The following is a 25105-nucleotide window of genomic DNA, read 5'->3' on the forward strand; positions in this document are numbered from 1 at the left end:
TTAGGCTAACGCATCGCTGTAAACATAGCGTATTTCGTCGCGGAGGTTATAGCGTGAAGCCATCACCTCGCCATATGCGCCCACCGTGCGGATCGCAATGAGGTCGCCCCGTTTTGAAACAGGCAGCAACACTTCCTTGCCAAAGCAGTCCGTACTTTCACAGATCGGTCCAACGACATCGTAATGCAATTCGGATGCATCGGTTCCGGCAAAACCGGCGCCAACCCGTTCGATCTGATGATACGCCTGGTATAATGCCGGGCGCATCAGCTCGGTCATTCCGGCATCAAGGATGAGAAAATTCTTCTTAATCCCGTTTTTCACATACAGCACCCGGCTGATGAGGCTGCTGCATTGCGATACCAGCGCCCTGCCCAGTTCAAAGTGTACCTCCTGCCCTGCCCTGCGTTCCAGAAAATCAGCGAAGATCCCGAAATACGCCTCAAAGTCGGGTATATTATTGGTGTCCGGATGGTGGTAATCGACACCGAGCCCTCCGCCCACATTCAGCACCTGCAAGCGGTAACCCCGTTCGTCGAACCAGCCGTTCAGCTCATTGACTTTTACGCAGAGGCTCTTAAATACATTCAGGTCGGTAATCTGCGAGCCGATATGAAAGTGGATACCGATTAACTCCACATGGCTGCATTGCCGCAGGATTTCAATGGCGTCGCCAAGTTCCCATTGGGGAATGCCAAATTTATTTTCGTCCAGTCCGGTGGTAATGTACTGATGGGTATGTGCATCCACATTCGGATTGATGCGGAGCGCTACCCGCGCCGTTTTACCGGCAGCTGCCGCAAGTCCGTCGATAACGGACAATTCCTGGACAGACTCTACGTTAAACGCAAAGATATCACGGTCCAGCGCATAGCTGATCTCCTTATCTGATTTGCCGACACCGGCAAAAACGACTTTCGCCGGGTCAAAACCGATTTCAATGGCTTTTTTAACTTCATTGCCGCTGACACAGTCGGCGCCAAAGCCCGCGCCGTGGATGGCAGTCAGCACCCGTTGATTAAAATTGGCTTTTAATGCATAATGGATATGAAATCCCCGGTCCGCTGCCGCCGTTTTTGCGGCTGCCAGCGTGCGGTTCAACAGGTCCATATCGTAATAATAGAACGGAGTCTCCTGCCGGGAAAATAGTTCGCTGAGTGTAGGGTTAAACATAATGGCTGATCACTTATTTTGCCTAAAAAAGCCTGTTGTGCAACGATCGTAAGGCTTCTACCTTATGTTCGGTCTGCAGCAGCAGTGAAATGTTATAATTGCTGCCGCCGTAAGAAATCATCCGTACCGGGATGTGTTTCACTGCGTCCAACACCCGGGATGCATATCCATGTGTATTCGGTCCGAAATCACCGACTACGCAGACAATGGTCTGATTCAGGTCGATCGCTACCGTGCCGAAATCCTTGAGTTCTTTTTCGATATCGGCCAGGTACCGGGTATCGTCGATCGTCAGTGATATGGCGACCTCCGACGTCGTAATCATGTCTATCGGTGTTTTGTAACGCTCAAATACTTCAAAAACCCGCCGTAAGAATCCATACGCCAGCAGCATGCGCGATGACTGAATGCGGATGGCCACGATGCCGTCTTTTGCAGCTACGGACCGGACAATTCCCTTGGCAGCTCCTTCCCTGCTGATCAGCGTGCCGGAAGCCTGGGGAGCCATGGTATTCAGAATGCGGACGGGAACGTTGTAGCGCTGGGCCGGAAATACGCTTTGCGGGTGCAGGATTTTAGCACCAAAATAGGCCAATTCCGCCGCCTCGTCGAAACTCAGGCTCGCTATTGGTTTTGTATCTTTGACAATACGCGGGTCATTATTGTGCATGCCGTCGATGTCCGTCCATATCTGGATCTCTTCCGCACCGATAGCTGCGCCGATCAGCGAGGCGGTATAATCGCTCCCACCCCTTCGCAAATTGTCAATCTCACCAAAAGAGTTTCTGCATATATATCCTTGGGTTATAAAGAAGTTATGGTCACTTGACTGAAGTAGTAATTCATTTATATTTTCCCGGATAAAATCAATTTTAGGTTCGTTGTCTTCGTCAATTTTCATAAAATCGAGCGCAGGCAACAACTTGGACCGGACGCCGATTTCCGTCAGGTAAAAATGGAACAGCGAGGTGGAAATCAATTCGCCCTGTGCCAGGATAATCTTTTCTTCAATGGGCGTAAACAGCTGGTTGGAAAACGACGCAATCAGGTCGAAATGATAGTTGATCAGTTCGTTCCCGTTATACCGTCCTTCTTCGGTACTGAAAAGCTCGGCAATCAACGTATTGTAATGCGCCCGGAGTGCTTCAATATCCTGCTCGGCTTTGGCCTTATCGCCATTGGTATAAGCAGCTGCGATTTCAACCAACGCATTCGTTGTACCGGCCACGGCGGAGAGCACGACAATCTTGCGCGCATTTGGATCGATAATGTCTAACAGGCCTTTTATCCGGGCTGCACTTCCTACGGAAGTCCCCCCAAACTTGATAACTTTCATTTCACTATAATTTGCAGCATCCAGCTACAAGCGGACAGTCATCAGGCTGTCCGCTTGCGCTGAAAAAGAAGTATTTATTTCGTTAACTGTGCGATGATCAGGTTGGCCAGCTCTTCGCCGATCCGCTCCTGAGCTTCTCCCGTAGCTGCACCGATATGCGGTGTAAGCGACACTTTAGGATGAGTAAGCAGCTCCTTTCGTGGCGTAGGTTCGTTATCAAATACGTCCAGTCCCGCAAAAGCGACTTTACCGGCATTCAATGCTGCAATCAGTGCTTCTTCGTCAATTACACCGCCGCGGGCAGCATTAACCAATCCGACACCTGGTTTCAGCAATTCGAATTCGGCCGCACCGATCACCGGCTTGTCCGTAAATGGTACGTGCAGCGAGATAAAATCGGCATTCCGCAGCAGTTCTTCCAGCGGCACTTGCTTAATGGGCACATCCACGGTAATGCCACCGGATAAGGTTACCGGCAGACTGGCAGGTGCTTCAGAGAGATCGCTGACGATAACATCCATACCCAATCCCAGGCCTACCTTTGCCGTTTCCCGTCCGATACGGCCGATACCGACGATGCCCAGTGTCTTGCCCCGCAGCTCCACGCCTTTGGCATAGGCTTTTTTCAGGCCGCCGAAATTGGTATCGCCCTCAACCGGCATTTTCCTTTGGGAATCGTATAAAAACCGCACGCCGCTAAGCAAGTGTGCAAATACCAATTCGGCAACGGAAAGTGAGGATGCCGCCGGCGTGTTTACTACGGCGATTCCCTTGGAACGGGCATAATCCACGTCAATGTTATCCATTCCCACACCACCCCGGCCGATCAATTTCAGGTTCGGGCATCCATCAATCAGTTCTTTTCTTACTTTGGTGGCACTACGGACTGTAATGGCATCGTAGGCCGGAAGCTTTTCGGCTAATTGATCCTGTGGAATATGTTCGGTGTCCACCGTGAATCCGGCTTTTTCCAATAATGATTTACCCAATGGATCAATCCCGTCGTTTGCTAATATTTTCATGTTGAATGTACGATTTTACGGGCAATGCCTGCGCGGCATGCCACGGTGAGCTAATGCATTAAATAAGGCAACGGAAACGCTGCTACTTGTGCTGTTCTTCAAATTCCTGCATGGCGTCTACCAGTGCGTTTACCCCGGTAATGCTCAATGCATTATAGATGGATGCACGGAAACCTCCGACACTGCGGTGTCCTTTCAGTCCAATCAGTCCACGAGCATTGGCTAATTCCAGAAAAGCAGCCTCATGTGCTTTATCCTCCGTTACGAACGTCACGTTCATCCGCGACCGGTCTTCGGCAACTGCAGTTCCTTTAAACAGCGGATTGCGTTCGATCTCATCGTACAGTGTCCGTGCTTTGATGATGTTCTCCTGTTCAATGACATCCAGGCCGCCTTTTTTCTTCAGCCAGCGGAGATTAAGCATCGAAACATAGATGGAATATACAGGAGGCGTGTTATACAGGGATTTTGCCGCGATATGGGGCTGGTAGTCAAATATGGTAGGCAGCGTGCGGCCGGTTTTGCCCAATAACTCCTCTTTTACAATCGCCAGTGTTACACCGGCAGGCCCCATATTTTTTTGGGCACCGGCATAGATCAGCCCGAAATCCGCCACATTGATGTTACGGCTCAGGATGTCGGATGACATGTCGGCAACGATGGGAACATTGGTTTTGGGTGTTTCAAAGATCTCCGTCCCATAAATGGTGTTGTTGGAGGTGTAATGGAAATACGCCGCATCTGACGGTACGGAATACGCTTTCGGGATGTAATTGTAATTGGCATCTGAAGATGACGCAACGACGGCTACCTCCCCTATTTTTTTCGCTTCCTTAATGGCCTTGCTTGCCCATGTACCGGTATCCAGGTAAGCTGCTTTGCCCCCTTCCGGTAACAGGTTCATCGGCACCATGGCAAACTGCGTGCTGGCGCCACCCTGCAGGAACAGTATGGCATGTCCCTGGGGCACCGAAAGCAGTTCACGGATAAGCTGCTCCGTTTCCACAATTACCGCATCGAATTCCTTGCTCCGGTGCGAGATTTCTAAAATAGATAATCCGGTACCATTAAAATCCAGTACCGCCTGCGAAGCTTCCTGAAAAACTTCCTGGGGTAAAATACAGGGTCCTGCTCCAAAATTATGTTTCATTGATCGCTATGGTATTTATTGTTTGAAATGTCTTATGTGGGCCGGCCTGGATCATTGTCGGATTAGCATGATCTCCCGCCCTTGCTATTAGGCAGCAAAATTAGCAATTATATTATTAATCATTTAATGATATTAATAATATGTTGTAAAATATTCAACAATAGTAGAATATCGATGAAAACATTACAGGTATCGGTCCGATAATGCCGGAACTTGCTACTCGATACCGTATTTTTCCATCTTATTATACAATGTTTTACGGTCGATATTCAGCATTTGGGCCGCTTTGCTTTTGTTGTATTTGGCTTTTTGCAAGACGTCCATAATCAGCTTGCGCTCGTGTATCTCACTGTGTAGCCGCAGGTCAGGGTTATCGGCTGTCGCAACGGGCTGCGTATCGGCGGGCTGGTTTCGGATGGCAAACACCATTTCTTCGGGCAACGCCGCCAGTTCTGCGGTTGTGGAAGGCGACAGCAGCACCATCCGTTTGATGATGTTCTTGAGCTCCCTGAGGTTACCGGGCCAGTCGTAGGTGTCAAAGATCTCCTGTACCTCCGGTGATAGTTCGGTAACCGATCGGCCAAGCTCCTCGTTGGCTTTATTAACAAAGAAATCCACAAATTGCCGGAAATCCCCACGGCGGTCACGGAGCGCAGGAACGATAATTTCAAATTCATTGATCCGGTGATACAGGTCTTCCCTGAATTTGCCGCTTCCCAATAGATCTTCGTTTGTAGCGGCAATCACCCGCACATCGACGCTGATGGTCTTATTGGCGCCCACCGGCTGAATTACTTTTTCCTGCAATGCCCGTAATAGTTTGACCTGGACTTCATAAGACAGGTTCCCGATTTCATCCAAAAAAAGTGTGCCGCCTGAAGCTTCGACAAACTGGCCTGTTTTATCATTTAAGGCGCCGGTGAAGGACCCTTTAATGTGTCCGAACAGCTCGCTTGAAGCCAATTCCTTGGACAGTGTGCCACAGTCGATCGATACAAAAGGCTGATCTGCGCGTTTACTCATGCGGTGGATTGACCGGGCCACATATTCCTTGCCAGTTCCGCTCTCGCCGCGGATCAGCACGGACATGTCCGTCGGCGCCACCAGGGCGATATATTCATGCAGCTTTTTGGCGGCCGACGTGGTGCCTTCCACAAAGTCTGTCCCTTCCGGAACTTCCGTTTCCTTATTCAACCGTGCGGTTGCACGCTTATTTTCCGTTGTTTTTTCCGCTAACGCTTCATTGACTACCATGAGCAGCTCATCGGGATTAACCGGTTTGGTGATGTAGTCAAAAACCCCCTGCCGGATGGCACGCACGGCCGTACGGACATCGTTGAAGCTGGTCATGATAATGGACGGAATAAACTGGTTGCGGTCCCGCAGGGCGTCCAGCACGTCGAGCCCGACCCCGTCACCCAGGCGGTAATCCAGTAATATCAAATGAAACGTACCGTGTTTAAGTGCTTCGATACCGCCTTTCACACTGTACTTGACCGTCACCCCAAACCCTTTCTTTTTGAGAAAGTTTTCAAGTATCGCAGCAAACGTGGTGTCGTCTTCCACCAGCAGAATTTCGGCCATGGGATTTAATGATTATCGTGTTACGTATCTGTTTTAGTATATCGAACGGCCAAAGCCGGTTTTTATTTTACGGACCGGATCAAATCAATGCATTCATGTGACGAATAATTTCATCTCCGAATGCACTGGTCTTCAATAACTTTCCGCCTTCCATCTGATTGAAAAAATCGACTGTCACGGTTTTTTGGAGAATCGTCTCCTGCAACCCGTTAACAATGAGGGTGGCTGCCTCGGCCCATCCCATATATTCCAGCATCATAACGCCGCTGAGAATGACCGAAGAGGGGTTCATGCTATCCGTGTCTGCAAACCGCGGTGCCGTGCCGTGCGTAGCTTCAAATACGGCATGGCCTGTTTTGTAATTGATATTGGCTCCCGGTGCAATGCCGATGCCGCCAACAATCGCTGCCAGTGCATCAGAGATGTAGTCGCCATTCAGATTCAAGGTGGCAATAACGGAATAATCCCTCGGATTCAGCAATATTTGCTGTAAAAAATTGTCGGCAATGACATCTTTGATAATTACCTTGCCCGATGCAACTGCTTTTTCCTGTTCGGCATTTGCGCTGGCCTCTCCTGATGCGGCTTTCGTCCGTTCCCATTGTGCCCAGGTGTAGGTTTGATCGGCAAACTCCGTTTCGGCTACTTCATAGCCCCAGTTTTTAAATGCGCCTTCGGTAAATTTCATGATGTTTCCCTTATGTACCAACGCAACCGATGGACGGTGCTGCTGGATCGCATGTTCAATAGCCGCGCGCACCAACCGTTTGGATCCTTCTTCTGAAACGGTTTTAATGCCAATTGCCGTGGTAGCCGTAAACGTGTAATCCACCTCCATTTCGTCCTGTAAAAAGCGGCCGACTTTCCTGGCTTCCGCTGAACCAGCGGAAAATTCAATACCGGTATAAATATCTTCCGTATTCTCCCTGAAGATGACCATATCCACATATTCCGGATGCTTTACGGGCGAAGGCACGCCCGGAAACCACCGCGTCGGGCGCTGGCATACATAAAGATCAAGTGCCGCGCGAATGGCCACGTTTAATGACCGGATTCCGCCGCCAATGGGAGTAGTAAGCGGACCTTTGATAGCTACCAGATGCTTTGATATGGTGTCAAGTGTTGCCTGCGGAAGCCACTCTCCTGTTTCCCGGTATGCCTTTTCGCCGGCCAGCACTTCTTTCCAGGTAATCCGGCGTGCCCCGCCATATGCCAACTCCACGGCGGCATCAAATACACGTACCGATGCCCGCCAGATATCCGGGCCGATTCCGTCGCCGATAATAAAGGGAATGATCACATGCGCGGGGACCTGGAGGGCGCCGTGTTCAGTTTTGGTTATGCTTGCTGCTTCCATATGTCGTATGTGTGTCTTATTTTTCTTTCGTGAAGATATTGCCTATACCCCGTCCGATCCGCTGTAAAATAGGTGCGGTGGAAACGTCTTCATATTCGTCCAATGAATATCCGGCCCTCCGGCTCGGGAAAATCAGAATACGGTTGTACGGAGCATATACCTTGCCCAGTTTTTTGGCGATTCCGTCAAAAGAATGCCGATAGGATACTTCACCCTGGCGCGCCGAAACAAATATAATCAGGTCGTTATCTTTGGCAAACTGTCTTAATCCGCTTAAATCGTCCCAGCCGTCGTAATTCTCGTACAGCATGCGCGTACTGGTTTTGTGAACTTCCAGATATTCCGAAACCGCCCTTTGGGTGCGTGCATCGGCAACGCAGAGAACAGGGATCGTTAACTCCTGTGAAAGCCGCAAGATTTTTTCCATGCAAAAGGAAAAGCCAAGCTCTGATTCGAACAACGGCGGGCAGAACAGGGTGATTCGTTTCTGTCCGATCAGCGGCTTATCTACCTGGCACATAAAAAGGTTGGCATCGGTCTGGTTCAGGATACTCTCCGTTTTCTCTCCCACCATTTTTTCAATGATGCCGGGCTTGCTGGGCCAGCCAAGCAGAATTCCATCGGCACTCACTTCCCGTGCGGCCCGACTGATTCCACTGGCTACGTTATGGTCAATGGTAGCCATCATACTTACCTCGGTTTCACTGCCGGAGGCGTATTTCGCCGTGGAGTCCAGGTTTTTCCGTGCCCGTTTCAGGTTCTGTTCGGCCAGCTCATTGTTGGGCACCACGGTTAGCAGGGTTACCGGGTGGGGCGAACGCTTGCTTTTAATCAATATGGAGAAATCAAGGAGCGATTCCATGTTATTCAGGTTGGCTATCGGCAGCATCAGCTGTTCTTCCCGAGCCACATTCCGTTCGCTCGTCACGGTGTCTTGATCGCCCGCCAGCACCACTTTTTTCGACGCTGCTTCCGTAACCAACGAGGCCACAATACAGGTGACCAGGATCAATACGATGGTTCCGTTCAATACGTTTTCGTCAATGACTTCATAACGGTATCCTACCATAATCACTGCCAGGGTTGCTGCCGCATGAGCGCTGCTTAATCCAAAAATTACCTGCCGCTGGGCTCCCGAATAATTAAACACCAGCTGTGTAAACCACGCCGCAATCCACTTGCTGCATATCGCAACCACGGTCAGCGTAGCGGCGATAATCAGTGCAGCAGGACCCTGAAGCAGTACGCTGGTGTCTACAATCATCCCTACACTGATCAGGAAAAAGGGAATGAAAATGGCATTGCCGATAAATTCAATACGGTTCATCAGCGCGGAAGAATGCGGGATCAGTTTGTTCAATGCCAATCCGGCAACGAAGGCACCGATAATATGTTCCAGACCGGCCAACTCTGCCAAGAATGCGGCGAAAAAGACCACGGAAAGCACGAAGATATAATGTGCCGTTTTTTCTCCTTCTACCTTCTGGAAAAACCATTTCGCAATCCGCGGAATGACACCGAACATAATCAGCAGAAAAATCGCGAAGGAAACCCCGATGTTTATCCAGAACTGCTGGCTCAGCACACCTTGGGAAGCACCGACTACAACTGCAAGAATAATCAATACGGCGGTATCCGTAAGGATGGTACCGCCAATGGTAATGGCTACTGCTTCATTTTTTGATATGCCATAGCTGTTCACTACGGGGTAAGCGACAAGGGTGTGCGTGGCAAACATGCTGGATATCATGGTACTTGCCAGCATATCGTATCCAAGTATGTAATAGCATACGGGGTAGCCGATTAAGATGGGTATGGCAAAGGTTAAGAACCCGAATAACACACTCTTATGCCTGGTTTTCCTGAACTCATTCATGTCAAGCTCCAACCCGGCAATAAACATGATGTAAAGCAATCCGATGGTGGAAAAAAGGTCAACCGCTGAATTCCGTTCGAGTACATTGAGTCCGTGCGGTCCAATAACAACACCCGATAGAATAAGCCCGATAATCCCCGGGATTTTAATGCGGCGTAAAAGTATCGGAGACAGTAGAATAATCAGCAGGATCAGGGAAAAAATAAGCACCGGGTTGCTTAGGGGCGTTTCAAACGCATGGCTTAAATGGTCGAAAATGGTATTGGCCATAGATTATTGCATTCTATTCAAAAAACCGCACGCGCGGCCAAGCTTGTTTCAAAGATAGTAAAATAAGCTGTTTTCCGGTGCCTGTTTTGCTAAATTCCCGTTGTATTAGCGGAATTGGATGGCTTTGATCGGACTGATTCTGCTAATGAGATACGAGGGGATTAGGAGCACAAGCAATGCGATGGCCGCGATGCCCAGGTTCAATGCTATAACGTCAAATGCATCAATATCAACAGGTACATAGGATACGTAATACGATGCTTCGTCCAATTTAAAATAATGAGTGTAATCCTGGAAAAAATAGAGGCCGAGCCCTAATATATTGCCCAGCAACAGGCCGATACCTACAAGATAAGCAGCGTTATACAGAAATATCCGTCGGATTCCGCCGTTAGTATAACCCAGCGCCTTAAATATCCCGATCATCGCGGTGCGTTCCAGAATAATGATCAGCAGTGCAGAGATCATGTTGACGACGGCGACGACCATCATTAAGATCAGAATAACAACCGTATTTACATCAAGCAAATCCAGCCATTGGAAAATCTGCGGGAGCTGTTCCCGCACACTGACGGCTTGAACATCAATGGGTAGGCGATCCTGTACTACGGCCGTAAGCTGCTGAATCCTGTCAAAATCGGCGATGGATAGTTCATACCCGCCCACGTCATCCGCATTCCAGTTGTTCAACCGACGAATTAATGGCAGCGAACCGATAATGTATACCTGGTCAAGTTCCTCCACCCCCGTATTGTATATGCCGGCAATCACAAATTTACGCCGCCGGATCGGTTCCTGTACAAAATACATGATGAAGTCGTCATCTACCTGCAGCTGCAGGCGGTCTGCAATGAATTTTGAAATCAGGACCTGGTTGGCGGCGCGAGTGCTGTCCGAAAAATCAATCGGCTTGCCGGATACAAGCATCCGGGCGATATACCGCTGGTCGTATGTGGCGTCAATTCCTTTGAGCAACACACCCTCTACTTCTTCGTTGACGTTGATGATGCCCGCTTTAGTCGCATAGTGGTGAATGGAAGATACGCCTGAAATACCCGTTAATTCCTTCGTCAGGTCTTCGCGCAGGTGGAAGGGGGAAGATTCATAGGATGCATTCAGGTCGTATTTACTGAGCGTAATATCCCCGAAAAAACCGCGCTGCTTGGCCGTGACCTCTCCTTTGAAGCCCTTGAGTACAGCAATTGACAGCAGCATGGCTGCTACACCGAGCGCAATCGCACCGATCGCTACCTGCACGATAAGTTTGGAAAAAGTCCGCTTACCGGTAACTGTAATTCTTTTCGCTACAAAATAGGGGAAATTCAAGCCTGATCAATATAATTTGTACCTTCGCAAAGGTAAGGAATAAGTTGAGTATGCAAACAAGCGAAGTAATCCCTCCCCTGCGGATTGTATTTATGGGAACCCCGGATTTTGCGGTGGCATCGCTCACCGCGTTGCTGGACACTGCCCATCGGGTAGTGGCGGTTGTCACTGCCCCGGACAAACCGGCCGGACGCGGTCAGCTGCTGCAGCAATCGGCGGTTAAAAAATATGCACTGGAAAGACAGCTTCCGGTGTTGCAGCCGGAAAAATTACGTGATCCGGATTTTCTTAATGCGCTGAGATCATTTGGGGCCGATCTGCAGGTTGTTGTTGCATTCCGCATGTTACCCGAGGTAGTGTGGAATATGCCGCCAAGGGGTACAGTCAACCTCCACGCCTCGCTCCTTCCCCAGTACCGCGGGGCAGCGCCAATTAACCATGCCGTTATGCAGGGCGAAACGGAGAGCGGCGTAACCACATTTCTGCTGCAGCATGAAATTGACACCGGAAATATCCTGTTTGCGGAAAAAGTAGCGATCGGAGCGGATGACACGGCGGGCATATTGCATGATAAGCTGATGACCGTCGGTGCGAGCCTGCTGGTCGACACCGTTGATGCCATTGCCTCCGGCAGTACGAAACCGATTTCACAGGACAGCCTGCATGATCAACCGTTGAAACATGCGCCGAAAATATTCAAGGATGACTGCCGTATCAACTGGCAGAAACCAGTGGCCGAGGTGTATAACCTGATCAGGGGCCTTAGCCCCTACCCTGCAGCATTTACCACCCTCGGCGGAAAAACATTGAAACTTTTTAAAACCCGTAAAGTAGAAACAACACCATCAAGTGCGCCTGGTTTATACGAAACCGACGGAAAGTCATTTCTTAAGTTTGCATGTACAGACGGATACATTGATGTGCTTGAATTGCAGATCGAAGGGAAAAAACGCATGTCTGTTGGCGAATTTTTACGTGGATTCCGCATTGATTAAGGATAGAACTGCTGCCGGGAAGCACCATATGTCAGTTAACTGTCAATCCTATCTTATTTATTGATTTTGGAACGTTTTTTGAGGAGTAAAAAATAGCAAACGCACACGATAATTTCCTCTAAATCAGGCAACTTTTTCCTAAAAAAACAGTTATATATGGTATAAAAGTCGTAGTTTTGCAAACTTTTTATAGAGAAAGGTATTTAATAGTTTAGATGAGACAGCTCAAAATTACACAATCCATTACCAACAGGGAGTCGCAGTCGTTGGACAAGTACCTGCACGAGATTGGTAAAGTAGATTTAATCACGGCCGAAGAAGAGGTGATCCTGGCCCAAAAAATCAGGGAGGGCGATCAGGCAGCACTGGAACGATTGACAAAGACCAATTTACGCTTTGTGGTATCCGTAGCCAAGCAATATCAAAATCAGGGACTTACGCTTGGCGACCTGATTAATGAGGGAAACCTGGGTCTTATTAAAGCTGCTAAGCGCTTTGATGAAACGAAGGGGTTTAAATTCATTTCCTACGCAGTCTGGTGGATCCGCCAGTCAATCCTGCAGGCTATAGCCGAGCAATCCCGTATTGTCCGGTTGCCGTTGAACCAGGTTGGATCGCTCAGCAAGATCAGTAAAGCGTTTTCCAAGCTGGAACAGGAATACGAACGTGAGCCCTCTCCGGAGGAACTGGCGGATATCCTGGAAACCACGGTTGACAAAGTGTCAGATACGCTAAGCAATTCGGGACGTCATGTGTCCATGGATGCGCCTTTTGTTCAGGGAGAGGAAAATACGCTGCTGGATGTACTGGAAAATACCGATCCGGACACCGACAGCACCTTAATTGACGAATCCCTCTCTGAAGAGATCAAGCGTTCGCTTGCCACATTAACCGAAAGGGAACGGGAAATTATTGTCCTGTTTTTCGGCTTGGGTTCCAATCACCAGCTATCACTCGAGGAGATCGGGGAAAAATTCAATCTCACGCGTGAGCGCGTACGTCAGATCAAAGACAAAGCATTGCAGCGGTTACGCCATACCTCGCGTAGCCGAATCCTGAAATCGTACCTGGGATAACCGGTACAAGCAGGCAAACAACAACAATACGGAACGCCGGTGACAATCACCGGCGTTTTTTTATTGGAATTAACCGATCACGCCAGCACCTTTCTTAATACAACGGAGTCAGCTGTCAAATGACAAGGTGTAAATCCGTGTTTCTCGGCAAAGCGGATTGCCCGGAGGTTCCCCGCCGACGTGCGGCAGATCATGGATTTTGCGCTGTACCCGACACGGGCAAATGCAGCCACTAATGAAAAAGCATCTCCCATCACCTGCTGGCCTTGATATTCGGGAAACAACGACCCTCCAAAAGCCAATTCACGCGCCGATGCATCCCAGCCGTGCAGCGCACAGTCGCCAATGATGATGTCGGGCTGCCCGGCCAAGCGGATAGTCCAGATCATCTCGCATTTGGCCGCAATCCGTTGCGCAAATTGTCCTGCGTCCTCGTGCTGCCCCACGGCATCTTGCTGAACCCGCCGGTAAAGCGCAAAGAACTGTTCAGCATCATGCTGTGTCAGTACCTTCAGGATTAACCGCTGGTCCGAAAGCGTATGGGCTTCATACAGGTCCGTAAACCGGTCGCCGCCACGGTATGGATCCGGGCTCCCCCCGGATCCCCTGCTTTTTTTACCTAATGTGAATAACAGCTCCATCATCCGGTTATTGAGTTGTTTTACCAGTCATACAAACATAAGGCACAATCCGCTGGCGCCGAATGGGTGAATAAGACATTTTTGAGGGGTAAATACGACAACGCAAAAAAACGAGCCTGCCGGATTCCCGGCAGGCTCGCTAACATATTAAATCAAATCACCAAAATCCTAAACGGGTTCCTCATCGTATTCCTTCACCTCTTTATGCACATATTCTTCCACCATCAATTCTTCGATTGGACGGCCTTTTTTGTCAAGTCCCAAACGATGCAGGATATTATCTGTAATCTGATAAATCACAGGCACTACAATCAGTGTCAGGAAGAGCGAGCTCAGCAGACCACCGATGATGACCCAGGCCAGACCGTTTTTCCACTCGGCACTCGGACCGGTAGCAATAGCGATCGGGAACATCCCGAATACCATGGCGATGGTGGTCATCAGGATGGGCCGCAGCCGGGCCTGATTGGCTAGAATCAGCGCTTCACGGGTAGTCTTGCCTTCCGCCTTCAGGTGGTTGGTAAAGTCTACCAGGATAATTGCGTTTTTCGCAACCAGACCGATTAGCATAATCAAACCAAGTATGGTAAATATATTCAGGGTATTATTGGTCAACGCCAGCGCCAATAATGCACCGATAATGGATAAAGGAATGGAGAACATCACGACAAACGGATAAACAAAGCTGTCATAAAGTGCTACCATGATGAAATATACCAGCAATATCGAAGCCAGCAACGCGATTCCCAATGTACCAAACCCTTCAGACTGCTGTTCCATGTCACCGCTCCATACATAGCTGACTCCACCCGGTGTCGGGATGTCAGAAAGCTGGCTTTCCAGATCGGCGGCTATCGCGCTCACCGGACGGCCGACTACCTGGGACTGTACTTTTACGGATGTGCTTTTGTCGCGGCGTTCCAACTGGCTGGGACCAGACCCCTCGCGTATGGAAGCAAATTGTGACAACCGGATCAGCTGCCCTGCGGTATTGGTAAACGGAAGGTTTCTCACGTCCTCCACGTTCTTACGATCGTAGTCGTCGAAACGGATATTGATGTCGTATTCATACTCACCCGACCGGAATTTACCATCTGTATTTCCATTAAACGCCGTTTGCATGGTACCACCGACAGTCTGCAGGTTCAATCCGAGCGCAGCCATTTTATCGCGGTCTACTTCCACCGTGATTTCCGGCGTACCACCTTCAACTGAAAGTTTAGCTTCGGAAGTGCCCGGAATCTTCCTTACCCGGTCCAGCACGGCTTCTGCATAAGTTAACACGCTATCCAGGTCAGAACCGATGACCACCATTTCCAATGGTGCCTGTTCAGCGAAACCGACGATACTGATGGGAACAGTCTTAATCTTGGCCCCTACCAATACCTTTTCCAGTTCGCGCTTCAATTTTGCCGCGTAGATATTACTGGGATCTTCCCGGTCTTCCCGTCCCACCAATTTAACGGTAATCTCCGATTTATAGGCCGTTGCCTGTGTACCTACAAAACCATCATTGGATTGTCCTACGGTGGTGATCAGCGAAAGTACTTCCGGTTTGGAACCGATAAATTTCTCGGCCCTGCGTGTCATTTGGTTGGTCTGTTCAATGGATGCATCTTTAGGCATCTCGATCTGAACCAGGAATTCACCCCGGTCGCCCTGCGCGAAGAACTCGCCGCCGATGAAGCCACCTGCTACCAGTCCGAACGACGCAAACAACAGCACCGATACCAATGACAGTGTTATGAATTTATGATTAAGCGCCCATTTCAATACGCCGGTAACCCAATGGGTAAACCGATGCAGCTGGTTTTCAAACCAGAGAATGAAACGCCCGAAAATGTTTTTGTCAGAAACGCGCTCCAATTTACCATAACGCGAGGTTAACAAAGGCACGATGGTAAACGAAGCCACCAAACTGAGCAATGTGGCAATCACGACCACTACGCAGAATTCCCGAAGGATATCGGATACCATACCGGTACTTATTGCGATAGGAAGGAAAACCACCACAATAACCATCGTAATGGAAATAACGGTAAAACCAATTTCCTTGGCTGCGTCAAAAGAGGCCCTGACCTTGTTTTTGCCCATCTCCATGTGGCGGTAAATATTTTCAATCACCACAATCGCATCGTCTACAAGGATACCCACAACCAGTGACAGGCCGAGGAGTGACATCAGGTTCAGTGTATACCCGAATAAGTTAATGCCAATAAATGTAGCAATCAACGATGCCGGAATGGCCACCATAACAATTACCGCGTTCCGAAGGCTATGCAGGAAAAATAGCATAACCACAGCCACCAGCAGCACAGCCAGAAACAGGTCAAATATAACCGCATTGGCCGATTCCAGGGTATATGTCGAACTATCATTGGCGATTTCGATGTTTAACCCTTCTTTTTCGTAGGTTTTCATCAACTGTGCGATGGTTTCCTGCGTACCGCGGCTTACTTCCACCGCATTGGCATCGGATTGCTTCAGTATCTGGATAAGCAAGGCACTGCGTTGATCCACCCGTGCAATTTTTTCAACATCTTTCTGGGTATCCTGTACGTCGGCGACATCGCGGATACGTACCTGTGCCCCCGTTGGTGTCGTGGCGATCACCAGGTTGCGCAATTCCTCAACGGATTTGTATTTGCCTGCAAGACGGACCAGGATATCCTGGTTCTGGGTTTTTACGCTACCCGTAGGGAAGTCCAGGTTGGATGTCAGCACCGCTTGCTGTACCTGCATGATGGACAGTCCGTACCCTTCCAGTTTGGACGCATCAATACTAACCTGGATTTCGCGTTCCTGGCCGCCGATGAGATTTACCTGGGCAACGCCCGGCACCCGTGACAATACGGGTTGGATGCGCTTGTCGACCAAATCATAAAATGCGGCACCATCGAGGTTTCCCGTGGCTGCCAACGACACGATGGGCAGGTCGTCCATCGAAAACTTGGCCAAAGAAGGTGCCTCGGCATCGTCCGGCAGCTCAGATAAAATCGCATTTACCTTGCGCTGTGCATCGTTGAGCGAGTAGTCAACATCCGTACCGCTATTCAATTCAATAATTACCAGCGAGAGACTTTCAAACGAGGTCGCGTCCAGTTTTTTGATGTTTTCCAGCGAAGCCACCGCATCTTCGATTTTCTTGGTTACGGTGTTTTCCACCTCACTGGGCGAAGCCCCCGGATAAACCGTAGTGATGGACACCACGCTGGGTGAGAATTTAGGGAGCAACTCGTAGTTCAACGAGAAATAGCTCATGATTCCAAGCAACGTCAGCACGGTAAATACCACGATGACAATGGATGGACGTTTTATCGATATTTCTGCTATCTTCATGATTTAAGATATGAGGAGATTAGAAACCTGATCTCGTTATTTATTATTGGCCAGCCGCGGCTGTTGAATCCGACTGCGCTTGCACTTTCGCGCCATCCACCAGGTTGATCTGTCCGCTGGTGATGACCGTTTCCCCTTCTTCCAGCCCCCGCAATATTTCCACTTCTTCACCGAAAATCCGGCCGGCTACAACCTGGCGGACACTTGCGGTACTGTCGGCACTCAGCATATATACCTGGTTGCTGTTGACGCCACCCACAAACGCGCCGCGGGGAATCAGAATCGCTGGATCCTGTTGCGGGAATTTAAAGTGTGCTGTGGCGTACATACCTGCTTTTAGCTCAGCGGATGCGCTGTTATCCACGGTAATCTCGACCGGGTAGTTCAGTGTATTGTCTGCCTTGGCCGCAATAAAACTGATTGTGCCAGAGAATTCCCTGTCCGGAAACACCGAGCTGACGATGGTTACCTTGTCGCCCACTTTCAGGTTGACTACCTGGGTTTCGTTAGCCGTTACTTCCAGCTTCAATTGCGAAAGATCTACAATCTCGAAAAGTTCGGTTCCGGCCGACAAGTATGCACCTACTTCAATATCCCGGCGATTGATGATGCCGTTAATGGGTGACTTGATGCTGGCATCCTGCACGCGGCGATTGGCCTGTTGCAGCCGGATCTCGGCATTCCGCAGCTGCAACTCGATGTCGTCAAGCTGTGCACGTGTTACGCCACCGGTTTCAAAAGAACTTTTATACCGCGCGTGATCCGTTTTCAGCTTTTGAAGAGCTTCTTCCGCAGCCTGTTTGTCGAGGTTGATGATTTCAGGGTCAACCAGCGCCAATACCTGGCCCCGGCTTACCCGTGATCCCTCTTTTACCAAAATGCGCGTCACCCGTCCGCTGACCTCTGATTTGAGAAGCAGGTCCTGGTTAGCCGCGAAATTGCCATTGGCTGAAAAATCAAGTACGAGAGGCTGCCGGCTTACCTTGGCTGCCTTAACCACGATTGCACCGCCAGACTCGGCCACCACCGCGGTTTTTGCGTCATTCTCGGCCTTATTTTTACTTAACACCCATCCGATGAGGGCCAGTAGCCCAATGACTACAATGATGGTACTAATTATCCGTTTCATATAATTTATAGGTGATGATGATTTATTCGTTTATTAATGATTTAATATTTCCGTTTGCCTTTTTAAGCTGAATCTCCGCTATGCGGTAATTTAGCAACGCCTGTGTATAGCTGTTTTGGGCTTCTGTCAGTGCATTCTCGGTATCCAGCAGGTCGGTTAACGGGGCCAGTCCATTGTTGTAATTGTTCTGTGTGCTCACATAAACTTCCTGGGCCAGCTGTACGTTTTCACGCTGCGATTGGATAGTATTCAATGCATTTTTCAGCTGGATCTTGGCATTTTCGTGCGCAAGGTTAAGCGATTGCCGGGTATTGCGCAGGTCCTGCTCCGCCTTCAGGTAATCGACTTTGGCCTTACCCATGCGCGCCCGGGTAGCGAATCCGTTAAAAATCGGAACGCGCAAGTTAAGTCCGATTAACATGGAACCGAACCGAGCGGCCATGGGATCTTCCGAGCTTTTGTACAGGTAATTGAACCGATCAGACATGGCCGTATAGCTGTAATTGCTCACCAAGGCCAATGTGGGAAAATACTCCGCTTTGTAGGCCTTGTATTGCAAATCCAGCAGTTCCAGCTGCTTATTCATCACTTGCATTTCCAACAGGCTATTTACGCGGCCGGGATTATCCGGAAAATCCAGTGCATTGGGTATCTCCTTTAATTCCGTTTCGGGCAGGGTAATAGCCGTCTCAATCGGCATTCCCATGGAATATTTTAGCTGATTCTCCAGCATAACAATAGCATTAACCAATTCCTGCCGTTGGTTTTCAAGATTCGTGATGTTTACCTTAATGCGGTCCACATCTATCTTCTTGGCGAGGCCATTGGCATATTGTGTAGATACAATTTCGTTAATCACCCGGATATTTTTCAGGTTGGTGTCAATGACGCTCAGCTGCTCACGTGTAACCAGTACCTGGTAATAATTAGTGGCAACAAGTTCGATTACCTGTTCTTCCGTAAGGGCGGCACTCAACGCATAAAAGTCGGCTGTCGTTTTTGCAGCCCTCAGTCCGGTAAACACCTGCTGATTGAATACCTGCTGGCTTAACTGGGCACCGACACGCGAATCCCAGGGCTGGCCGATGGTTACCGATTGTCCGGCAAAGACCAATTTGCCGATGACCGGGTTGTAATTTAATGCGGCAGTACCTTCGATCTGGGGAAGTGCCGATGCGCGGACTTCCGCTACCTGATGACGGCCGCCCTCCACATCCAGCTGGGCTTTTTTGATCGACTCGCTATGCGCCAATGCATAATTTAACGCCTCTTTTAGGGTAACCGGTTGCTGGGCCAATAACGGGGTGGCAAATAAGAAACCTGCCAGCCATAGAATTAAACCTATTCTTATTTTCATATATACTTACTTATGCTGATTTACGTTTAATGCCATTGATCATGATTTCGGCAACCTGTCTTTGCCGGTTGATGACGGACACTATTTCCTCCTTTTCCATCACCGGGTTAGGCAGCATATTGCTACAGAACATTGCCAGTCCGCGGTTCATCGAAACATACAGTTCAGACGTAACCTGAGCGTCCAATGTTACAAGTTCGCCGTTTTCCATACCTTTTTTCAGGATTTTTGAAATCGTTCCCACTTCGCGGTTAAACATCCGCTTTGCCAGTGAGGCCATCCGTTCATCGTTGATATTGACCTCGTGCAGATCCAGAATAAGCATATGATATTTTAGCAAGTATGCCTTCTTGATATCCAGCATGTGATACAATAGATTTAATGTACCTTCAATATCGTGAAGAGCCTCGTCCACCGCCTGTTGGCTCTCATCCATAATCATATCACCGATTGCCTCGATCAATGAAAATTTATCGGGGAAATAATAATATAAATTCGCCTTTGACAGCTTTAAATCTTCTGCGATCTCACTCATCGAGGTTTTGGTGATGCCAAAGTGCGAAAAGCGCTTCAGCGCTGCACTGATTATCTGCTTCTTCTTATCGTCCACGATTATATTCTTACCATTTTACCATTTGACTATTTTTTAAAACGGGTCAAAAGTAAAATTAAAAATCCAACAAACCAAGCAAATAGCAGACATGGCCGAATCACTATGGTCTTATGACAATTCCATTACAAAATAATAATATGTACTGTCAACCCTATGGCAGCCTTATAAAAAGAAAGGAAAAATAGTTACAGAAACGGATTTGGATCACCCGTTCGTTTCCCGTGAAAAGGTCATTTCATTCTGGAAAACCCGGGCATATTTCCGCTTATCGAGTCGATACAGACGAGCGGCACGGTAAGAAACCCCACGCTGGAATTCAGGAAGCTCTTTCAGGATGTTGTAATTTAGCATCTTTTTGCGAAAATTCCGTTTATCCAGTTTTCTCCCCCAGATCGCTTCATACAGCTGCTGCAACTGGGTCAGCGTAAACTTCTCCGGCAGGAGTTCAAACGCAATCGGACTGTAACTGATTTTACGCCGTACCTTCGCCATGCTTTTGTCGATGATATGCCGGTGGTCAAAGGCAAGTTCGGGTAAATCGTTAAGCGGGTGCCAGACCGCCTGCCGGGCAAAATCGGTAATGGGTACCGGCCGGCTTTTTAAGTCGTCGAGGCGAAGCAGCGCATAATACGCAACGGTTATGATTCTTCCCTGCGGATGGCGCTTCAGGCCGCCAAAAGTATAGAGTTGCTCCATGTATATTCCGGTCAGGCCGGTATGTTCATAGAGGATACGCTTGACGGCATCGTCAATGGTCTCATTATGTTCCACAAAAAAGCCCGGAAGCGCCCACCATCCCTTAAACGGATATTCATTGCGTTCAATGAGTAATACCTTTAATTCACCTTCGTGAAACCCAAAGATCACACAGTCTGTGGTAAACGTCGATTGTAAATGGGGTAAATTTGATTGCAAAGCTTTGACTATTTGTTTATTAATTGACCAAAATTCGTTAAATTTGCTTGCCAAACCACACAAAACGCGAAAAATAATTTCGCAAAGATGACCATAGTGTAATAAATACACACTATATTCGTACTGCTAAATTACATAAGATAAATCAGAAAAGTGCAAGGCATTAACAAAGTAGGCATATTTACTTCAGGGGGCGATGCGCCAGGCATGAATGCCTGTATCCGTTCGGCCGTGCGTACTGCATTGCACGATGGGCTGTCGGTCATGGGTATTTACCACGGTTACCAGGGGATGATCGACCGTAATTTCTCGGAAATGAATAGCCGGTCGGTCAGTAATATCATCCAGTTGGGAGGTACTATTCTGAAGACTGCAAGATGCCGCGACTTCCAGTCGCCCGAAGGCCGCAAACAGGCGTATGAACATATCCGGGCAGCCGGGATCGATGCATTGATTGCAATTGGCGGAGACGGCACATTTACGGGTGCGGAGGTCTTCTCGCGGGAGCACGACATCCCGGTGGTATGCGTGCCGGGCACCATCGACAATGATTTATATGGCACCGATTTTACCCTTGGTTATGACACGGCAACGAATACGGTGATTGAAGCCATTGACAAAATACGGGATACAGCCGCTTCGCATGACCGGCTGTTTTTTGTCGAGGTGATGGGGCGTGATTCAGGCTGCATTGCGCTAAACGCAGGTATTGCCGGCGGAGCGGAGGCTATTTTGCTACCTGAAAAGGAAACGGCTATTGAAGCACTTTGTGACCAGCTTTCACTCGCTGCCAGCAGTAATAAATCATCGACAATTGTCATTGTGGCGGAAGGTGAAAAAAATGGTGGTGCATACCATGTTGCTCGGGAGGTGAAGGCCCGGTTTGATTTTTACGACACCAAAGTCACGATCCTCGGACACCTGCAGCGGGGCGGCTCACCGAGCAGCTTTGACCGTGTACTGGCCAGCAGGCTCGGATTCGCGGCAGTACGGCAGCTGCTGGCAGGCGAAACACGGATCATGGTGGGGATACAGGGCAATAAAATTACGTCGACACCGCTTACGGAAGCATTGAGTAATAAGGCGGTGAAACTGGAGAAAGATATGCTCGAAATGGTAAAAGTGTTGGCGATTTAAATAAAGTATGATAGCGGTTGTATTCAGCGGTTCAAGATTTGCAGACTGGCGGTTAGCCGAGAAGGGGAAAATTATAACCGGGTTCCGGACCATGGGTATTAACCCGTACCTGCACGATGAACGGTTTATCCTGCAGCTGCTAAACAAGAACAACAGCTTAATAAACTACGCCGAACGAATCCGCCGGATTTATTTTTTCGGTGCAGGCTCGTCATCACGTGATCGAAAAGAAAAGATTGCCTTGGTATTAAGCCGGTTTTTCAGGAATGCTAAGGTGCAGGTAGACTCGGATGCCAAAGCCTCGGCAATTTCCACCTTCGGTGATGGAAAGGGCCTGATCGGCATTCTGGGTAGCGGGGCGAATGCGGCCTACTTTACCGGGAGAAGGACCTTGGATAATGAGTACGGACTGGGGTATATCCTGGCCGACGAAGGCTCAGCCAATTGGATCGGGCGCATCCTGCTCAAAAGCTTCCTGAACGAAACGATTCCTGCCGACCTGCGTGAAAAATTCGTCGCCCGTTATCCGCTTGACCGGAAGATAATCCTCGATAAGGTTTACCATCAGGTGAATCCTGCATTGTTTCTTACGTCATTTGCTGATTTTGTGCTTGAAAACCGTCGACACCGGTTTATCAAAAAGACCATATACCGTGGATTTAAGTTGTATTTTGAAACTTACCTGGTGCCGCTGAAAAAACAATACCCCAATGCGATGGTTAATTTTACCGGAAGTGTCGCCGCGGGTTATGAAGAATGGCTACGCGAGGTGGCTGATCGATACGATATTCAGATCGGAACGGTCATTAAAGAACCCATACACAATTTATTGAAATACTATTTAAATAAAAACTGAGATAAAATGAAAATTGGAATCAACGGATTCGGCCGGATAGGCCGTTTAGCATTCAGAGCCGCAGTTAACCGCCCTGATGTCGAAATTGTTGGCATCAACGACCTGGTGGAACCGGATTATATGGCATACATGTTAGCGTATGACTCTACTCATGGACGATTTGACGGTACAGTGGAAGCAAAAGATGGCAACCTGATTGTTAATGGAAAAACCATTCGTGTAACTGCCGAAAAAGATCCGGCAAATTTGAAGTGGAACGAAGTAGGTGCAGAAGTGATCATCGAGTCAACCGGGTTATTCCTGACGAAAGAAACGGCACAGAAACATATTGATGCCGGCGCTAAAAAGGTAGTGATGTCGGCCCCCGCAAAAGACGATACACCGACATTCGTTATGGGGGTGAATCACAAAGAGCTCCGGGCTGACCAGCACATCGTATCCAACGCATCCTGCACTACCAACTGCCTTGCTCCGTTAGCCAAGGTGCTGCATGATAATTTTGGTATCGTTGAAGGTTTGATGAGTACTATCCACGCAGTTACCGCTACGCAAAAGACAGTAGACGGCCCATCCGTGAAGGACTGGCGCGGTGGCCGTGGTGCATACCAGAATATTATTCCGTCTTCAACCGGTGCGGCCAAGGCAGTGGGCCTCGTGTTGCCGGAATTGAAGGGAAAGCTGACCGGTATGTCCTTCCGCGTACCGGTACCCGACGTATCGGTGGTGGATCTTACGGTCCGGCTGGCCAAACCCACAACTTACGAAGAAATCAAAAAGGTCTTCAAGGAAGCAGCTGAAGGTGAATTAAAAGGCATTTTGGGCTATACCGAAGATGACGTGGTTTCGGAAGATTTCAAAGGCGATCCGCGTACTTCTATCTTTGACGCGAAAGCAGGTATTGCACTGAGCGACCAATTTGTTAAAGTAGTGTCGTGGTACGACAACGAATGGGGTTATTCCAACAAGCTGGTTGACTTGGTTGAACTGGCAGGTAAACTTAAGTAGTTAACCGTTTAACTCACGAAACGGGCGCCCGTTAATAGCCGGCGCCCGTTTTATTACAATAGGATGTTATATCGTCTGTCGATAGCGGGGCGGATCACATTAAAAAGCCACCGCCCAATAGGTCGTCTCCCTCGTAAAACACGGCAGATTGACCGGGAGCAATGCCCTTGACCGCATGATGGAAATCTACCCGCATTTTCCCGTCTTCCTGTACAATGGTACTGTTCATGCCCGCATCTTTGTAGCGGATTTTAGTGACCGCCTCAAGGGGCTGTTCAATTGCTGCATATTTCACCAGATTTACCTGTTTCACATACGCTTCCTGCCGTTGCAGGTCGTGCTCCTCTCCCAATACTACGGTATTGCTTTCGGGTAGAATCCGGGTTACGAATACCGGCCTGCCCAAGGCGATGCCCAATCCTTTACGCTGGCCTACCGTATAATATGGATACCCCTGATGTTTGCCTACTACCGTACCATCAGTCAACACAAAGTTCCCCGCCCCTATCCGTTCGTCAATGTCTTCCACCCGGTGGCGCAGGAATGATCGATAATCATTATCCGGCACAAAACAGATCTCATAGCTTTCTGATTTATTGGCTAGCTCCAATTGGCCCATTTCAGCTGCCATTTGCCTTATTTCGGCTTTGGTGAAACTACCAAGAGGGAATTGGGTACGCGCGAGGTTTTCCTGTGACACTCCCCAAAGCACATAAGATTGGTCCTTGTGGACATCTTTTCCCTTGGAAATGACATAGCGGCCGGTTTCTGTCAGCTGGCGGATATTAGCATAATGGCCCGTCGCGATGAACTCGCAGTCGAGTTTGTCGGCACGCTTTAACAACGCTTCCCATTTGATATGTGTGTTGCATAACACACAGGGATTCGGTGTACGGCCAGCCAGGTATTCTTCCACAAAGTTATCGATAACGAAATCGCCAAACTCAC

Annotated in this window: 20 protein-coding genes; 5 read left to right on the forward strand and 15 right to left on the reverse strand. The window is 48.9% G+C overall.

Annotation, left to right across the window (positions count from 1 at the left end; genetic code table 11):
• From lysA to ABWO75_RS05820, 8 genes are all read right to left on the reverse strand, one after another.
• Entirely contained in the window at positions 1 to 1173 is a 1173-nt protein-coding gene (lysA, locus tag ABWO75_RS05785; RefSeq protein WP_353183491.1) for a diaminopimelate decarboxylase, read from the reverse strand.
• A 22-nt stretch (positions 1174 to 1195) separates the two neighbouring features.
• Complete coding sequence (locus ABWO75_RS05790; RefSeq protein WP_353183493.1) at positions 1196 to 2509, reverse strand: aspartate kinase; 1314 nt, start codon at positions 2507 to 2509, stop codon at positions 1196 to 1198.
• 74 nt (positions 2510 to 2583) lie between these two features.
• Positions 2584 to 3531, reverse strand: a complete 948-nt coding sequence (locus tag ABWO75_RS05795) for a D-2-hydroxyacid dehydrogenase (protein ID WP_353183495.1) — start codon at positions 3529 to 3531, stop codon at positions 2584 to 2586.
• 82 nt (positions 3532 to 3613) lie between these two features.
• A complete protein-coding gene (serC, locus tag ABWO75_RS05800) occupies positions 3614 to 4681 on the reverse strand; it encodes a 3-phosphoserine/phosphohydroxythreonine transaminase (RefSeq protein WP_353183497.1) in 1068 nt (355 codons plus the stop codon).
• Positions 4682 to 4897: 216 nt separating this feature from the next.
• A complete protein-coding gene (locus ABWO75_RS05805) occupies positions 4898 to 6265 on the reverse strand; it encodes a sigma-54-dependent transcriptional regulator (RefSeq protein WP_353183499.1) in 1368 nt (455 codons plus the stop codon).
• Positions 6266 to 6344: 79 nt separating this feature from the next.
• On the reverse strand, positions 6345 to 7622 hold the full coding sequence (gene icd / locus ABWO75_RS05810; protein WP_353183501.1) for an NADP-dependent isocitrate dehydrogenase: 1278 nt from the start codon (positions 7620 to 7622) through the stop codon (positions 6345 to 6347).
• Between the two features lie 16 nt (positions 7623 to 7638).
• Entirely contained in the window at positions 7639 to 9768 is a 2130-nt protein-coding gene (locus ABWO75_RS05815) for a cation:proton antiporter (RefSeq protein WP_353183503.1), read from the reverse strand.
• A gap of 105 nt (positions 9769 to 9873) precedes the next feature.
• The gene (locus ABWO75_RS05820) at positions 9874 to 11094 is read right to left on the reverse strand and encodes an ABC transporter permease (protein ID WP_353183505.1); all 1221 of its coding nucleotides are present in this window, start codon (positions 11092 to 11094) and stop codon (positions 9874 to 9876) included.
• 50 nt (positions 11095 to 11144) lie between these two features.
• On the opposite strand from ABWO75_RS05820, the gene fmt reads away from it, so the two are divergent.
• Positions 11145 to 12089, forward strand: coding sequence for a methionyl-tRNA formyltransferase (gene fmt / locus ABWO75_RS05825; RefSeq protein WP_353183507.1), 945 nt, complete (start codon positions 11145 to 11147; stop codon positions 12087 to 12089).
• Positions 12090 to 12304: 215 nt separating this feature from the next.
• Entirely contained in the window at positions 12305 to 13165 is an 861-nt protein-coding gene (locus ABWO75_RS05830; RefSeq protein WP_079715896.1) for a sigma-70 family RNA polymerase sigma factor, read from the forward strand.
• 77 nt (positions 13166 to 13242) lie between these two features.
• On the opposite strand, the gene ABWO75_RS05835 is transcribed toward ABWO75_RS05830, so the two are convergent.
• From ABWO75_RS05835 to ABWO75_RS05860, 6 genes are all read right to left on the reverse strand, one after another.
• Positions 13243 to 13809: a GNAT family N-acetyltransferase gene (locus ABWO75_RS05835; protein WP_353183510.1), complete on the reverse strand. Its 567-nt coding sequence runs from the start codon at positions 13807 to 13809 to the stop codon at positions 13243 to 13245.
• Positions 13810 to 13974: 165 nt separating this feature from the next.
• Positions 13975 to 17145: an efflux RND transporter permease subunit gene (locus ABWO75_RS05840; RefSeq protein WP_353183512.1), complete on the reverse strand. Its 3171-nt coding sequence runs from the start codon at positions 17143 to 17145 to the stop codon at positions 13975 to 13977.
• Positions 17146 to 17188: 43 nt separating this feature from the next.
• On the reverse strand, positions 17189 to 18274 hold the full coding sequence (locus ABWO75_RS05845; RefSeq protein ID WP_353183514.1) for an efflux RND transporter periplasmic adaptor subunit: 1086 nt from the start codon (positions 18272 to 18274) through the stop codon (positions 17189 to 17191).
• A gap of 22 nt (positions 18275 to 18296) precedes the next feature.
• Entirely contained in the window at positions 18297 to 19631 is a 1335-nt protein-coding gene (locus ABWO75_RS05850; RefSeq protein ID WP_353183516.1) for a TolC family protein, read from the reverse strand.
• Between the two features lie 10 nt (positions 19632 to 19641).
• Positions 19642 to 20241, reverse strand: coding sequence for a TetR/AcrR family transcriptional regulator (locus ABWO75_RS05855; RefSeq protein ID WP_353183518.1), 600 nt, complete (start codon positions 20239 to 20241; stop codon positions 19642 to 19644).
• 207 nt (positions 20242 to 20448) lie between these two features.
• Complete coding sequence (locus ABWO75_RS05860) at positions 20449 to 21159, reverse strand: NUDIX hydrolase (RefSeq protein ID WP_353183520.1); 711 nt, start codon at positions 21157 to 21159, stop codon at positions 20449 to 20451.
• A gap of 153 nt (positions 21160 to 21312) precedes the next feature.
• On the opposite strand from ABWO75_RS05860, the gene pfkA reads away from it, so the two are divergent.
• The 3 genes from pfkA to gap are packed head-to-tail and all read left to right on the forward strand — an operon-like array spanning position 21313 to position 24157.
• A complete protein-coding gene (gene pfkA / locus ABWO75_RS05865) occupies positions 21313 to 22296 on the forward strand; it encodes a 6-phosphofructokinase (RefSeq protein WP_353183522.1) in 984 nt (327 codons plus the stop codon).
• 7 nt (positions 22297 to 22303) lie between these two features.
• Entirely contained in the window at positions 22304 to 23152 is an 849-nt protein-coding gene (locus ABWO75_RS05870) for a hypothetical protein (protein WP_353183524.1), read from the forward strand.
• A 6-nt stretch (positions 23153 to 23158) separates the two neighbouring features.
• Positions 23159 to 24157: a type I glyceraldehyde-3-phosphate dehydrogenase gene (gene gap / locus ABWO75_RS05875; protein WP_353183526.1), complete on the forward strand. Its 999-nt coding sequence runs from the start codon at positions 23159 to 23161 to the stop codon at positions 24155 to 24157.
• A 94-nt stretch (positions 24158 to 24251) separates the two neighbouring features.
• Here gap and mnmA read toward each other — a convergent pair.
• Positions 24252 to 25105, reverse strand: an 854-nt coding sequence (gene mnmA, locus ABWO75_RS05880; RefSeq protein ID WP_353183528.1) for a tRNA 2-thiouridine(34) synthase MnmA, incomplete at its 5' end; no start/stop codon positions are given.

The organism is Parapedobacter lycopersici (assembly GCF_040395035.1).
GTDB lineage: Bacteria > Bacteroidota > Bacteroidia > Sphingobacteriales > Sphingobacteriaceae > Parapedobacter > Parapedobacter lycopersici_A.